The sequence below is a fragment of the Burkholderia stagnalis genome (assembly GCF_039848545.1).
GTDB lineage: Bacteria > Pseudomonadota > Gammaproteobacteria > Burkholderiales > Burkholderiaceae > Burkholderia > Burkholderia stagnalis.
Window position 1 is genome coordinate 1,116,289 of sequence record NZ_CP156686.1, and the last position, 14,013, is coordinate 1,130,301.

The 14,013-nt window shown below is 66.5% G+C and carries 11 protein-coding genes and 1 pseudogene; 6 read left to right on the top strand and 6 right to left on the bottom strand.

Annotation, left to right across the window (positions count from 1 at the left end; all coding sequences use genetic code 11):
• Positions 1-25 precede the first annotated feature (25 nt).
• The 5 genes and pseudogenes from ABFO07_RS21770 to ABFO07_RS21790 form a co-directional block, all read right to left on the bottom strand.
• Positions 26-1,405: an MBL fold metallo-hydrolase gene (locus ABFO07_RS21770; RefSeq protein ID WP_347469549.1), complete on the bottom strand. Its 1,380-nt coding sequence runs from the start codon at positions 1,403-1,405 to the stop codon at positions 26-28.
• Positions 1,406-1,496: 91 nt separating this feature from the next.
• The gene (locus ABFO07_RS21775; RefSeq protein ID WP_347469550.1) at positions 1,497-2,138 is read right to left on the bottom strand and encodes a hypothetical protein; all 642 of its coding nucleotides are present in this window, start codon (positions 2,136-2,138) and stop codon (positions 1,497-1,499) included.
• A gap of 89 nt (positions 2,139-2,227) precedes the next feature.
• A complete protein-coding gene (locus ABFO07_RS21780) occupies positions 2,228-3,178 on the bottom strand; it encodes a universal stress protein (protein WP_347469551.1) in 951 nt (316 codons plus the stop codon).
• An 83-nt stretch (positions 3,179-3,261) separates the two neighbouring features.
• Positions 3,262-3,398: pseudogene (locus ABFO07_RS21785) on the bottom strand (ABC transporter permease); the annotation flags it as partial.
• Between the two features lie 21 nt (positions 3,399-3,419).
• Positions 3,420-3,611 (bottom strand): DUF2964 family protein, encoded by a 192-nt coding sequence (locus ABFO07_RS21790; protein WP_059883751.1) that lies wholly within the window; start codon positions 3,609-3,611, stop codon positions 3,420-3,422.
• 289 nt (positions 3,612-3,900) lie between these two features.
• On the opposite strand from ABFO07_RS21790, the gene ABFO07_RS21795 reads away from it, so the two are divergent.
• The gene (locus ABFO07_RS21795) at positions 3,901-4,377 is read left to right on the top strand and encodes a universal stress protein (protein ID WP_347469674.1); all 477 of its coding nucleotides are present in this window, start codon (positions 3,901-3,903) and stop codon (positions 4,375-4,377) included.
• Positions 4,378-4,623: 246 nt separating this feature from the next.
• Entirely contained in the window at positions 4,624-6,537 is a 1,914-nt protein-coding gene (gene ftsH / locus ABFO07_RS21800; RefSeq protein WP_347469552.1) for an ATP-dependent zinc metalloprotease FtsH, read from the top strand.
• Positions 6,538-6,561: 24 nt separating this feature from the next.
• On the opposite strand, the gene ABFO07_RS21805 is transcribed toward ftsH, so the two are convergent.
• Positions 6,562-8,355 (bottom strand): adenosylcobalamin-dependent ribonucleoside-diphosphate reductase, encoded by a 1,794-nt coding sequence (locus ABFO07_RS21805; protein WP_347469553.1) that lies wholly within the window; start codon positions 8,353-8,355, stop codon positions 6,562-6,564.
• A 245-nt stretch (positions 8,356-8,600) separates the two neighbouring features.
• On the opposite strand from ABFO07_RS21805, the gene ABFO07_RS21810 reads away from it, so the two are divergent.
• The 4 genes from ABFO07_RS21810 (at position 8,601) to ABFO07_RS21825 (ending at position 13,991) form a co-directional block, all read left to right on the top strand.
• Positions 8,601-9,536, top strand: a complete 936-nt coding sequence (locus ABFO07_RS21810) for a 1-phosphofructokinase family hexose kinase (protein WP_347469675.1) — start codon at positions 8,601-8,603, stop codon at positions 9,534-9,536.
• 72 nt (positions 9,537-9,608) lie between these two features.
• A complete protein-coding gene (locus ABFO07_RS21815; protein WP_430733076.1) occupies positions 9,609-10,427 on the top strand; it encodes a polysaccharide deacetylase family protein in 819 nt (272 codons plus the stop codon).
• Positions 10,420-11,676, top strand: a complete 1,257-nt coding sequence (locus ABFO07_RS21820; protein WP_347469676.1) for a putative glycoside hydrolase — start codon at positions 10,420-10,422, stop codon at positions 11,674-11,676. The genes ABFO07_RS21815 and ABFO07_RS21820 overlap by 8 nt, the downstream gene beginning before the upstream one ends.
• The gene (locus ABFO07_RS21825; RefSeq protein ID WP_347469677.1) at positions 11,631-13,991 is read left to right on the top strand and encodes an exo-beta-N-acetylmuramidase NamZ domain-containing protein; all 2,361 of its coding nucleotides are present in this window, start codon (positions 11,631-11,633) and stop codon (positions 13,989-13,991) included. Before ABFO07_RS21820 ends, ABFO07_RS21825 begins: the two co-directional genes overlap by 46 nt.
• The last annotated feature ends 22 nt before the right edge of the window (positions 13,992-14,013 follow it).

A 14,013-nucleotide genomic window follows, 5' to 3' on the forward strand; every position in this document is an offset into this window, starting at 1 on the left:
GTCAAGGCGACGTAGCCGCGTGCATTTACGTATTGGCGGGCGCGATCTCGTCGAGATCGACAATCTGCTGGTACGTTGGGACTTCGCACGACCAATGCAGTCTCTCTTCGATACGACGGCGCAATGCATCGGCTGCGGCAGGCTCGCCGTGCGTGACGAACGTCCGGGCCGGGGGACGTTGCATCGCACCGAGCCACTGCAGGATCTCCTCGTAATCCGCATGCGCGGAGAGGCTCGTGATGGTCTCGACTTGTGCGCGTACGCGCACATACTCGCCGTGAATCTTCACGGTCGGCTCGTGTGCGGCCAACGCCGCGCCGCGCGTGCCGGCGGCTTGATAGCCGACCAGCGCAATCGTGTTCCGGGCATCGGGAGCGTAGTGGCTCAGGTGATGCAATACGCGCCCGCCCGTCGCCATGCCGCTTCCCGCAACGATCACCATGGGGCCCTGGTGCCCGGAGATGGCCTTCGACTCGTCGACGGTGCGCACCATCGTGGCTGCATGACCGAGCGCATCCGCTTCCGCAATGGTCAGTCGATGCTCGAGGATATGACGTCGATAGACTTCGGTAACGTCCGTCGCCATTGGGCTGTCGAGATAAACCGGCACGCGCGACATGCGGCCGCTCGCCTTCAGGCGAGCGATGAAGAGGAGGATTTCCTGCGCCCTGCCGACGGTGAAACAGGGAATCACGACCACGCCACCCCGCGAAAACGTCTTTTCGAATAGCGCTGCGAGTTCGCTTTCCGGATTCGAAGCCGGATGCAGGCGATCGCCATAGGTCGACTCGACGACCACGAAATCGGCATGGATAGGCGGCGTCGGCGGCCGCATGATCGGGTCGTGACGTCGGCCGAGGTCGCCGGAAAAGGCGATGACCTTGTGACTCCAGCTCACGATGATGCTCGCCGCGCCGAGAATATGGCCGGCGGGCAACAGGCGAAACGACATCCCGCCACCGAGCGCAATGCACTCGTCGAACGAGCAGGGCCTGAGCAGGCGCAGCGCGCGCAGCGCGTCGTCCAGCGTATAGAGCGGCCGTGCCGGATGATGCTTCGAGTAACCGTGACGGTTCGCGAAATCGGCTTCCTCCTCCTGTAGCCGCGCGCTGTCGCGCAGCATGATCCCGCAGAGCTCGGCCGTTGCCGACGTGCAATACACCGGGCCGCGAAATCCATCGCGTGCCAGTGCCGGCAGATAGCCGGAGTGGTCGATATGCGCATGCGTGAGAACGACGGCATCCAGCGTATCGAGCGAACGGGGCAGCGGATTCCAGTTGCGCAACCGCAGATTCTTCGTGCCCTGGAAGAGCCCGCAATCGATCAGCACGCGCTTGCCGCCATGCTCGAGCAGATACTTCGAGCCGGTCACGGTTTCGGTTGCCCCGAGAAAAGTCAGTTTCATTGCTTGCCTCACCGGAAGTGGGGGGTGTCAGTGGTCCGATTACATCGCGGCGGTGGCTCGGGTCGTTGATGGAAATCAGCGATTTCGGTACCTATTTGCGCGAAAGACGTTCGTGATGATCGTGATCCCGGTGTGCCGTCGGCCGGTGCCACCTCAGCTTGTGACGCGTGACCAGCGTTCGCCAATCGATTTTCATGAGGAGATACGAGGAGCCGAGCAGCGCAATTTGCGAGACGACGAAATAGCCGCTGAGATAGGCGCCCCCCGGTTGGGATTCAAGATCAAGGCGCTCGGCCGCAAACCTGCCGATATGCGCCCAGACGGAATAGGTCACGACGCGTCCGACAAAAAATGCGGCGCCGATGGTGCGCAGCGGCAAGCCGGATAGTCCGTATGCGATGAACAGATAGTTGGACGGAAACGGACTGAGCGCGTAGAGGAAGAAAACGCCTGCCGTGAGCCGCCTCCGCCTGGCGAGCCACGCCTGGACGACGTCGATGTTCTCCCGGTCGGCGCGGCGCATCCAGCGTCCCCTGACTAGGGTGCGGGCAAAACCAGCCAGTATCAGGCGTCCGACGGTCGCGGCGCAGGCGGCGACGACGGCGAACACGAACGGATTGCCGTTGGACAGATTGAAGCCGACCCACGACATGGCCATCCACGTCGGCGGGGCAAATGCCGGTATGAGGTTCAGCAGGAGAATGACGGCGAAGAGTATGGCCAGCGTTCCCACGGTGAGTCTCCGCAGTGGTGGGGCGCCGGTTGCCGGAGCGCCTTCGGGGAGGCGTGCTCCGGCAACGGGCCGGGTTCGCGGGGTGGGGCTCAGGGTTCGCGGACATTGACGAGCAATAGCGGGACCTTCGTGATCTGCGCCACGCGCAATGCGACGCTGCCGAGCACCCAGCCGGCAATGCCGCGTCGGCCGTGCGAGCCCATGACGAGGAGTTCCGCACGCCAGTTGCTCGCCTCGCGCGCGATCGCCTGAGGCACGTCATCGCTGGTTCGGTGCGTGTGGACGAGTGCCGTGTCCGCATGCGCCGCCGTTTCGGCAAGGATCGATGCCGCTGCTGCCAGGGCCTGCTTGCCTTCTTCGATGAATGCGTTTTCGAGGACATCGATGGGAACGAAGTCCGTCAGGCGCACGGCGCGGTCGATGACGTAGATCGCCCGCAGCTCCGAATTGGCCTTGGCGTACCGGATGCCGAATTGCAGGGCCCGTCGCGCCGGCGGGCTGCCGTCGGTCGCGAACAGGATGCGATGGGGCGCCTGCTCGCCGGGCGAGCAGGAACCCTCCGGGACGATGAGGATCGGGCACCCGGCCAGCCTCGCCAGCGGTTCCGCGACGGTGCCCTCGAGCCAGCGAAGCAAGCCGTGGCGTTGGCGGGCGCCGATCACGAGCAGTTCAGCTTGCCATGTTCGGGCCGTATCGAGCAGCGCCTGTACGACATCGCCATTTCGTCTGGAAAGATCGATGACTTCGGTGTCGACAAGGACGTCGCTGCGGGTGAACGTGTCGCGGGCCCGGCTGAGCGCGTCGCTCGCGTCCTGGAGCAGTTCCGCGCGTGCCGAGTCCAGATAGGCCGCCGTTGTCGCCCCGGTGGGTACGAGCGTGCGCGGATTCTCGGCCACGGAGACGATGCGCACCTGCCCACCCTGCGGGACGATATTCCGTGCGTATTTCAGCGCCTGGTCGGATGAGGCCGATCCATCGATGGCGATGAGCGTCTTGCCGGGCGGCGCCGGGATGCCGCTGCGTGAGCTGTCGGAAGTCATCAGTGAACCTCCAGGGTCGGTCTGCAACCATTTTGGGAGATTCTGTCCCGCAGACAACGCAACGGCTTGATGCCAATCAACGAACCATCAGTGCTGCGCACCGCGTCCAGCACGTCGTCCTGCATGCCGATGCGGTTCGCGACCGTCTTGACGGCGGGATCCATCCCCTTATCTTCGCGCCGATGTCGATGACGGATGCGGACGACTTGTTCAGGATTCCGATCGTGGCGGCATGCCGCCGTCATTGCTGGTCCCGCGCAGTCGGATTGAGCAGTGCGACAAAGACGACGATGCTTGCAATCAGCGCGACGATTGCGTACGAAAATATCCGCTCATCGCCGAACAGCATTCCATGCACGACGCCCCCCAGTGCCCCCAGCGTAACGAATACGCTCAGTGTCGCGAGTACGATCCGGAACTGCTTGCGTATCATGACCGCCTCCTGAAGAAAGGCCACCGACGCCTCGCATCGCAGATGCGCGCCGTCGGGACCGCTGCCAGCTCAGATTCTGGGGAAATGATCACGTTCCGGAGCACGGCACGATTGATCGGTATCAACGGACGATTGGTCGGCGCCGCTGGCATCCGTACCCAGGGAATCAGGGGCCGCCCCAGGCTGTCGAGCATGTTTGACTGATATCAACGCTGCCGTCTTCCCACCGTCGATCATGTCGACTGGCCAACGGCAACACTGGCGCTCGGCTTATTTTCGCAAGGCTCGCATGTACCGGAAAATCATGGTCGCGATAGACGGCAGCCCATCGTCAATGCAGGCACTCAAAGAAGGCCTGGCGGTAGCCAAGCTTTGCGGTGGGCATCTGTACGTCGTTTACGTGATCGACCAATCGGCATTGTTCACACTTGCCGGCGGGTACGACCAGGAAGCATTGGTTGCCGCGATGCGACGGGATGGTGCCGGGGTGCTCCGCGATGCCGAGCAGGCCATCGCAGATGCAAGCGCCGCGGGTGATACGGCGCTCATCGAAACCAAGCGTATCGGCGAAGACATCGCGGGACGTTTACAGCGCTACGCCCAGGAGAACACCGTCGACCTCGCTGTGCTCGGTACGCATGGCCGGCGCGGAATCGAACGCATGCTGATCGGAAGTGTCGCCGAGCGCTTCCTGCGCGGCGCGATTTGCCCGGTTTTGTTCACACGCGGTGAAGACCCGCAGCCGGCGGAAACGGTGATTTTCTGACCGGATCCAGGTCGGCATTCACCACTGTTCCCCCTTACGTCGAGGAGAGGCCACGATGAACCGCTCGAATCCGCGGCCCGCTCGCCGCTTTTGGCGCCGTGACGAGCGCGTGCCGCCCCATGCGATGGAAAGTTATCGTGATCGGAGGTGCCCGAAGGGCGCGGTGTACTGTGAAACAAGCGGCAAGATCCACGACGGCGGCCGCCGGCCGTCGCGTGCGACTGCCGGCGCCGCCGGTTCGATTCTATGAAAAAGGAATTCGACTATTCCGGCGTGCTGATCGCGATCGGATTCATCGTACTGTTCGCGGTTCAGTTCTTGACGTCGCATCAGGCGACGACATCGATCGCGTACAGCGATTTCCATCGGCTCGTTGACGCGCGGCTCGTCGACGATCTCGAGATCGGCCCGTCTTCGATCTCCGGCGTGCTGCGAATGCCTGAAGCCGGGGCGATGCTGCCAGCCTCTGACGTCGCAGCCGTGAAGCAGGCCGGCCCGCCGTGGCGCTTCACGACCAACCGCGTCACCGACGACCATCTGGTCGGCACGCTGACGGCGGCCGCAATCCGTTATCACGGCGCGCCGGACACGGGCTGGCTTTCGGCACTCGCATCGTGGGTGCTGCCGCTGATCGTCTTCGTGTTCATCTGGAACATGATGCTGCGCAGGCGAGGCGGGCCGCAAGACTTCAGCGGGATGGGCAAGAGCCAGGCGCGCGTGTATGTACAGCAGGAAACCGGCATCACGTTCGACGACATCGCCGGCATCGACGAGGCGAAGGCCGAACTGCAGCAGATCGTCGCGTTCCTGCGCAACCCGGAACGCTACCAGCGGCTTGGCGGCAAGATCCCGAAGGGCGTGCTGATCGTCGGCGCGCCGGGCACCGGCAAGACGCTGCTCGCGCGCGCGGTGGCCGGCGAGGCGGCCGTGCCGTTTTTCACGATCAGCGGCTCGGCGTTCGTCGAGATGTTCGTCGGCGTCGGCGCGGCGCGCGTGCGCGACCTGTTCGAGCAGGCGCAGCAGAAGGCGCCGTGCATCGTGTTCGTCGACGAGCTCGATGCGCTCGGCAAGGTGCGCGGCGTCGGCGTGATGTCGGGCAACGACGAGCGCGAGCAGACGCTGAACCAGTTGCTCGTCGAGATGGACGGCTTCCAGGCCAATTCCGGCGTGATCATCATGGCCGCGACCAACCGGCCGGAAATCCTCGACCCCGCGCTGCTGCGCCCGGGCCGCTTCGACCGGCACATCGCGATCGACCGGCCCGACCAGATCGGCCGCAAGCAGATCCTCGGCGTGCACGTGAAGCGGGTGAAGCTCGCGGCCGGCGTCGATCTCACCGAGCTGGCGTCGCGCACGCCGGGCTTCGTCGGCGCGGATCTCGCGAACGTCGTCAACGAAGCCGCGCTGCACGCGGCCGAGCTCGGCAAGCCCGCGATCGAGATGGCCGACTTCGACGAGGCGATCGACCGCGCGATGACGGGCATGGAGCGCAAGAGCCGCGTGATGAACGAGCAGGAGAAGGTGACGATCGCGTATCACGAGGCCGGCCATGCGCTCGTCGCGCAATGCCGCGCGCATTGCGACCCGGTGAAGAAGGTGTCGATCATTCCGCGCGGCGTCGCGGCGCTCGGCTTCACGCAGCAGGTGCCGACCGAGGATCGCTACGTGCTGCGCAAGAGCGAGCTGCTCGACCGGCTCGACGCGCTGCTCGGCGGGCGGGTGGCCGAGGAGCTGGTGTTCGCGGACGTGTCGACCGGCGCGCAGAACGATCTCGAACGCGCGACCGCGATGGCACGTCATATGGTCACCCACTACGGCATGAGTCCACGCATCGGTCTCGCGACTTTCGACAACAGCGCGCCGCAGATCGGGGCACCGGGAGCATGGACGCCCGGCGACGGCCGCTGCAGCGAGCACACCGCGCAGCTGATCGACGACGAAGTGCGCGCGCTGCTCGCCGACGCGCATGCGCGGGTGGCCGCGACGCTCGGCGAGCGCCGTGACGCGCTCGAGCGAATCGCGCAGCGCCTGCTGCAATGCGAGGCGATCGATCACGACACGCTGATGGCCCTGATCGCGCCGCTGGCGGGCGCCATACCGCCGACGCACCGGCCCGCGGCGGACGTCCCGGCTGACGCCGCCACGGACGCCCCTGCATGATCGACATCTCGTGCAGCCCGCCTGTCAGCACGCTGTACATACGGATCTATCCGCCTGCCTGGCCGCGTCGCCGGCGACGACCGACGCAAGCTGTGGATCCGGACGGAAAATCGTGATTCCCTTGAGACGCTCGCGCCACGCGAGCAAGAACAACGCGTCGACTTGCGACAGCGAACAATGCCGATCGACGGTCACTGTCTTCGAGATACCCGCGTCCACGCACGGCTGCAGCGCCGAAAGCATCGCGACGTGGTCGGCCGGCGCAACGTCGCTTGCAGTGACGAAATAATCGGGCAGCGCGATGCCCTTGCCGTGCAATTGCCGGAACAGCCGATACGCGTGGTTCTCCGCACGGAAGACATGGACGTGATCGTCGCCGGTGCGCACGTAGCGCCGCTGCGTCCAGTCGACGGCTGGCTCGATCCCGTTCGAGCAGTTGTCGCAGAATGCGAGGCTCACGCTGCCGGCCGGCGCGAACGACAGCAGATGGCTGTTGCGCAATCCGTGCCGCGCGATGGCTTCGCGCACCGCCAGCGGCAACGGAACACGATGCGCCGGCCCGTCGAGATAGGCGGCCGGGTCGTATGCCGGAAACGCACCGCGCTCGGCGGCGAGTGCCGCCGACGCGGCAAATGCGTGCTGGCGCATCGTCAGCGTGATCTCGCGCGCGACCGTGCGCGCGGCCGGGCTGTCGTAACGCAGCCGCAGCATCGTCAGTGTATCGCCAAGCCCCGTCACGCCAACGCCGATCCGACGCTTGCTGTGCGCTTCGCGCGCATGCGCGGCGAGCGGCCATGCGGTCAGGTCGAGCACGTTGTCGAGCATGCGGACCTGTACGCGCACCGCGTCGGCGAGCGTCGCGAAATCAAAACCGGGTTCGCCGTCGATGCCGAACGGATGCCGCACGAATCGCGTCAGGTCGATCGGACCGAGCACGCAACTGCCATATGCCGGCAGCGGTTGCTCGCCGCACGGGTTCGTCGCGTCGATCCGCTCGTGCTCGCGTAGCGGATTCGCGTCGTGGATCGTGTCGAGGAACAGCAGGCCGGGTTCGGCGCTGTCGCGCGCCGCATTGACGATTTCATGCCACAGCGCGCGCGCCGGAATGGTCGCGTACGCATGCCTGCCGTCCGGCATCGCGGGCGACGCGCCGACGCCGGGGCAGGGCGGTGCGTGATGCGCGAGCGTCCACGGCAGATTGTGGGCCACCGCCTCCATGAATGCATCCGTTACCCCGACCGACAGGTTGAATGTCGACCAGCGCTGCCGGCCGCGCTTCGCCGTAACGAATGCGATCAGATCCGGATGATCGCAGCGCAGCACGCCCATCTGTGCGCCTCGCCGCGGACCGGAAAACGTCAGCGTGCGGCACATGGCGTCGAAACGATCGATCGCCGCGCATACGCCTTTTTCTTCCGCGCGATGCCGCTCGTACGCGCCGATGGGCGGCACCGGCGAGAAGTCGTAGCCGATGCCGCCGCCCATCGTCAACGTGAGCCTGGCCTCGCCAAGCGCGCGCACGAGCGCGGCCTCTACGGCTGCCGTCGACGCATCTCCCGGTATCTCGAGCGGATGGACGAAGCAGTTGATCATCGTTCCCGGGGTATTGGCGCCCGCATTTGCGAGAATGCGACCGGCGCCGATCGCGCCGCGCCGCAGGTTGCGGAAGAATGCCTGCTCGACCGGCACGCGCGACGCAGCCGATTCGGCAAGCGACAGGGCGTGCGCGACTCGCCGGAACACGGCCGCATGAGTCGTTTCGCCAGACTGGGCATAGCGGTCGGCAAATACGGTGGTACAGAGTGGCTGTTCGTCCATGGCGAGGCTCCGCGGCGGCCGATCATTCACTTTAAGAACGCGCGTGCGGTGTATCGTTGATCGAGCGCAATTCCGGCCCCCGCGCATCCGTTGACCGCCATCAACGACGCTCGGCTTGCCAGGCCGGTATGGTGGCTCAGGACAGTTCCGGGCGTTTCGGCAACCGGAGCAGCGGCCTGAACGCAGCCGCCGTCCTCCTCGAACTGCGCACGCATCGGAACGATTTTCATCGCGGAGCCCCCTTCATGACCGACATTGTCACAGTGACGCTGAATCCCGCCGTCGATGTCGCGACGTCGGTCGAGCGCATCGTCGATACCCGCAAGCTGCGCTGCGCATTGCCACGGCGCGATCCAGGCGGCGGCGGGATCAACGTCGCGCGCGTGATTCACCGGTTGGGCGGCGATTGCGTCGCGCTTTACGCAGCGGGCGGCCCGACGGGACACACGCTGACCGCATTGCTCGAGGCCGAGCACCTGCCCGCCATGCGAATCGGCATTGCCGGCGAGACGCGCGAGAATTTCTGCGTGCACGAAACCGCGAGCGGCCGGGAGTTCCGTTTCCTGATGCCGGGGCCATCACTTGCCGAAGCGGAATGGCGGGACTTTGGCGCCTGCCTCGAGCGCATGGATCCCGCGCCGCGCTATCTGGTGCTGAGCGGCAGCCTTCCTGCGGGTGCACCGGCCGATCTGTACGCGAAACTGGCGCGGGCTGCATCGGAGCGCGGTACCCGGGTCGTCGTGGATACGGCCGGGCCGGCGCTGCAAGCCGCGCTCGACGCCGGCGTGTATCTCGTCAAGCCGAGTCTTGGCGAACTGAGTGCATTGGCCGGCGCGTCGCTCGAAGAAGAGGCGGCCTGCAGATTGGCCGGCGAGCTCGTCGCGGACGGCCGTGCGGAGATCGTCGCGTTGACGCTTGGGGCGCGCGGCGCGTGGGTCGTCACGCGAGATCGCGCGCTGCGCCTGCCTGGCAGGCAGGCGGCGGTATGCAGCACGATCGGCGCCGGCGACAGCTTCGTCGGTGGAATGGTCTGGGCGCTCGCGCGCGGGATAGGGTTCGACGATGCGTGCCGCTACGCGCTCGCCGCGTCCACGGCATCCGTGGCGAATCCGGGCACGACGCTGTGTACGCGGGATGAAGTCGAGCGGATCCATGCCGAACTGGCCGCCGGATCGGCGTGACGCCGCCGGACGCACGCAACTTTGCACCGCGGATTGATCTGACTCAACGCTCACACAGCGCGATCGTCAAGAATGAGGGACGGAATTTGCTCGGGGTGCATCGTGACCGTCCGATCGATCGTCTTCCTGTTCTTTCTGTCGCTGGCGTCGCCCGCCGTGCTCGGCGACGATGCCGCACCGGCGCAGCCGCGCGTGCTGATCCTTGTCTATCACCGGTTTGCGGCCGAGCGGCTGGATTCGATGACGGTGCGAACCAGCACGTTCCGCGCGCATCTCCGCGCAATCGATGCAGCCGGCTACCGGATCGTGCCGCTCGCCGATGTCGTGCGCTGGCATGCCGGTGACGCCGGAGCGATCCCGGCGCGCGCCGTCGCGATCACGGTCGACGACGGGCATCGTTCCGTCTACGACGTGCTGCGACCCGTGCTGGCGCAGCATCCGGTGCCGGTCACGTTGTTCGTCTACCCGTCGGCCATCTCCAACGCGAGCTACGCAATGACGTGGGACCAACTGCGTACGCTCGGCACGGCTGGCGAATTCGACATGGAGTCGCATACTTACTGGCATCCGAATTTCCGGACGGAACGCGCACTGCGGACGCCGGACGACTTCCGGCACTTCGTGTCCTGGCAACTGAGCCGGTCACGCGCGCGGCTCGAGGCCGAAACCGGGAAGCCGGTCCGCCTGCTGGCCTGGCCGTTCGGCATCCACGACACGGAAACGGAGCAGCTTGCCGCTCGCGCAGGCTATGTCGCGGCATTCACGCTCGAAGCGCGCCCGGTGCGGCTCGCCGACCCTGCAATGGAATTGCCGCGCTACCTGATGACCGATGCATGCGAGATTCGCTGCATGGGCAGCCTGCTGCGTGCAACCGGGGGCGGCCGTGGCTAAGCGCGGGTTCCTCTGGCTCCTGCTGCTGTTCGCCGGGCTCACGACGCAGGCGGCGACGGTGACGGTCACGGTCGTCGATGCCGCGAGCGGCCGCCCGCTCGAGGGCGCGACGGGCTACGCTTCGGGGGCCACCCTGATCGCCAATGCCGATGGCATCTTCACGGTGCCGACCGACGGAGCCGGCACGCAGGTCAGCGTGAAAATGCCCGGCTACGCGCGCGAAGCGGTCACGCTGGACGGGCAGGGCGCCGCACGCGCCATTCGCATGTCTGCACTGCGCCCGAAAGCGGTCTATCTGTCGGCTTACGGCGTCGCGGACCGCACGCTGCGAGACGCGGCATTGGCATTGCAGGGCAAGACGGCCATCAACGCGCTCGTCATCGACGTCAAGGGCGACAGCGGCGCGACGCGTTACCGAAGCCTGGCGCGTGAAATCGCGGGTGCGGCCGAGCCGGCACCCGGCGGCGAGCGCCGCGCGGCGGAGCTGCCGGAACTGGTCGGGCTCTTCCATGCACGGGGCCTATACCTGATCGCGCGCATTGTCGTGTTCAAGGACGATCCGCTGGTTCGCGCGCATCCCGAATGGGCTGTGCGGACTGCCGTCAACGAAATCTGGCTCGATCGCGAACACCAGCGCTGGATCGATCCGACCGTGCGCGCGGCGTGGGAACACAACTATGACGTCGCGGAGGAAGCCGCCCGAATGGGCTTCGACGAGATCCAGTTCGACTATCTGCGCTTTCCGGACGCGAATGGCCTGCGGTTCCGCGAGCCCAACACCGAGCCCAATCGCGTGGCGGCGATCACGGGGTTTCTCGCGGGTGCGCGGGAGCGCCTGCGTCCGTACAACGTTTACCTGGCGGCGGACATCTTCGGCTACGTCTGTTGGAACTTCAACGACACCGCGATCGGGCAGCGGATCGAAACGTTCGGACGATACGTCGACTACATTTCCCCGATGCTGTATCCGTCCGGGTTCACGTGGGGGTTGCCCGGCTGCCGGAAACCGACCGACAAGCCGGGGGAGATCGTATCCCGGTCGCTCAGGGAAGCGATGCGCCGCACCGGCCTGGGCGGCGTGCGCTTCCGCCCCTGGTTGCAGGCGTTTCGAGACTACGCGTTCGATCATCGGGTATTCGATGCCGACGAGATTCGCGCGCAAGTGGAGGCGGCCGACGCCGCCGGTACGAACGGGTGGATGCTGTGGAATCCGCGCAATCGCTACGATCCCGACGCTTTGCCGCGCTGACCTGCGTGCTGATACTGGCGATACCGGCGGGCGCCGTAGCTGGCGCAGGCCTGGACACGGGCCTTCAGGCACCGGCCACCACGATTGATGCGGCGATTGCCGCGGAGATGTCGGATCGCCATCTTGCCGGCGCGGTCGTGCTGATCGGCGACGCCGACGGCGTGCGCGACCGGATCGTGAGAGGCATGCGCACCGCAGGGCGCGCGTCCGAATCGATGACGGCCGACACGATCTTCGATCTCGCTTCGCTGACGAAAGCCGTTGCCACCGCGACGGCGGTCATGCAGCTCGTGGAACGCGGCAGGCTGACGCTGGACGCACCGGCTGCCCGATATTGGCCGGCCCTTGACGCGCGAGGCAAGGGCGGCATCACGGTTCGTCAACTGCTCGCGCACACGTCCGGCCTGCCTGCCGGCGTATCGTCGATACGGGCGCTGCGCACCCGCGCGTCGGTCCTTGCCGACGTCCTGGCGATGTCGCCTGTCGCCCAGCCCGGCACGCGCGTCATCTACAGCGATATCAATTACGTGGTACTCGGGGAAATTGTCGAGCGCGCAAGTGGCAAGCGGCTCGACACATGGTGCGCGACGCACGTCTTCGCGCCGCTGCGCATGCACGATACGCAATTCCTGCCCGGCGTCCGCGTGACATCGCGCGTCGCGCCCACGCGCCTGCGGGCCAGGCGCGCACGCGTCGACGATCCCATCGCGGCGGCGATGGGCGGCGTCTCGGGCAACGCGGGCTTGTTCTCCACTGCCGACGATCTCGGGCGCTTCGCACGCATGCTGCTGCATGACGGCGTGCTCGACGGCGAGCGCATTCTGCGGCCCGGGAGCGTCGCCGCGCTGGAAGCGCCGGCGACACTCGATGCCGACGGCGAGGCGCGCACCTCGGGCTGGGCGCTGCAGGCGCCACTGGCGGCCAACCGCTATCGGCTGCCGGCAGCCGGCGCGCTCGCCCATCTTGGCTATACGGGAACGGGCCTGTGGATCGATCTGGTTACGCGGCGCTTCGTCATCGTGCTGACGAGCCGCCTGTATCCGGACGCGACAGGCGACGCGCAGCCGTTGCGGGAAGCGGTGCTCGGCATCGTGTCGAGCCATGCGCCGCCGGTATCGGGCGCGCAGATTGCCGCCCGCATTCCCGTGATGAGGCCGGCCGTCGAGCGTGCCGCGCGTTTGCCGAGGTCCGACGGCCCGGTGCTGACCGGCATCGATGTGCTCGCGGCGAACGGATTCGCCGGCGTGGCCGGCAAGCGCATCGGCGTTGTCACGAATCGCAGCGGCTTCGATCGCGCGGGCCGGCGCACGATCGACCTGCTGGCGCAAGCGCCGCGGGCCCGGCTCACGGCGATCTTCGCACCGGAGCACGGTGTCGATACCGATCTCGACACGAGGTTCGGCGACGCCGTCGACGTGCGCACGAACGTGGTTGTCCGCAGCCTCTATGGCGACCGGCGGCGAATCGCGCCGGCGGCGTTGTCGGGCATCGACGTGCTCGTCTTCGATCTCCAGGATGCCGGCGTGCGTTTCTTCACCTATATCGCGACACTCGGCTACGCACTCGAGGCGGCGTCCGCCGCGCATGTTCCGGTGATCGTGCTGGATCGCCCGAACCTGCTTGGGGCGGACACGGTCGGGGGGGCGGTATCGGACGCCGATCCCGCGTCCTTCACGAACTACTATCCGCTGCCGCTGATGCATGGGATGACGGTCGGCGAACTGGCGAAGCTGTTCAACGAACGGTTGTGGATCGGCGCCGATCTGACGGTGGTACCGATGCAGCACTACCTGCGATCGATGCGCTTTGAAGATACCGGGCTTGGCTGGGTGCCGCCGTCGCCGAACCTGCGCGATACGGCCGCGCTGTCGCTATATCCGGATGTCGGCCTTGTCGAAGGGGCGGAGATCAGTGTCGGCCGCGGCACCGCAAGGCCGTTCGGCGTCGTCGGCTCGCCCTGGATCGATGGCCGCGCGCTCGCGGACGACTTGCGGGCGATGCATGTGAATGCGACCTTCGTGCCGATCCGGTTCGTGCCGACGGAAGGTCCTTACCGCGGCGCACTGTGCGACGGCGTGCGGATCGCGCGGCTGCCGGGTACGTTGCGGCCAGGGGCGGTCGGTTTCGCGCTCGCGCTTGCGCTGCATCGGCGCTATCCGGAGCGCTTCCGAATCGACCCGATTCGGGCATCGGTCGGTTCGCGCGCGATTGCGGACATGCTGGAGGATGGGCGTTCGCTCGACGCAATCGAGCGCGTCGTCGATATGCAGAACAGTGCGTTTGCACGAGAACGGGCGGCTTATCTGCTGTATTGACGCTCGCGGGCGCCGCGATCCG

Coding starts and splice junctions, on each gene's coding strand:
- ABFO07_RS21770 (WP_347469549.1), bottom strand. CDS start 1,405: ATGAAACTGACTTTTCTCGGGGCAACCGAAACCGTGACCGGCTCGAAG.
- ABFO07_RS21780 (WP_347469551.1), bottom strand. CDS start 3,178: ATGACTTCCGACAGCTCACGCAGCGGCATCCCGGCGCCGCCCGGCAAG.
- ABFO07_RS21790 (WP_059883751.1), bottom strand. CDS start 3,611: ATGATACGCAAGCAGTTCCGGATCGTACTCGCGACACTGAGCGTATTC.
- ABFO07_RS21795 (WP_347469674.1), top strand. CDS start 3,901: ATGTACCGGAAAATCATGGTCGCGATAGACGGCAGCCCATCGTCAATG.
- ftsH (WP_347469552.1), top strand. CDS start 4,624: ATGAAAAAGGAATTCGACTATTCCGGCGTGCTGATCGCGATCGGATTC.
- ABFO07_RS21805 (WP_347469553.1), bottom strand. CDS start 8,355: ATGGACGAACAGCCACTCTGTACCACCGTATTTGCCGACCGCTATGCC.
- ABFO07_RS21810 (WP_347469675.1), top strand. CDS start 8,601: ATGACCGACATTGTCACAGTGACGCTGAATCCCGCCGTCGATGTCGCG.
- ABFO07_RS21815 (WP_430733076.1), top strand. CDS start 9,609: ATGAGGGACGGAATTTGCTCGGGGTGCATCGTGACCGTCCGATCGATC.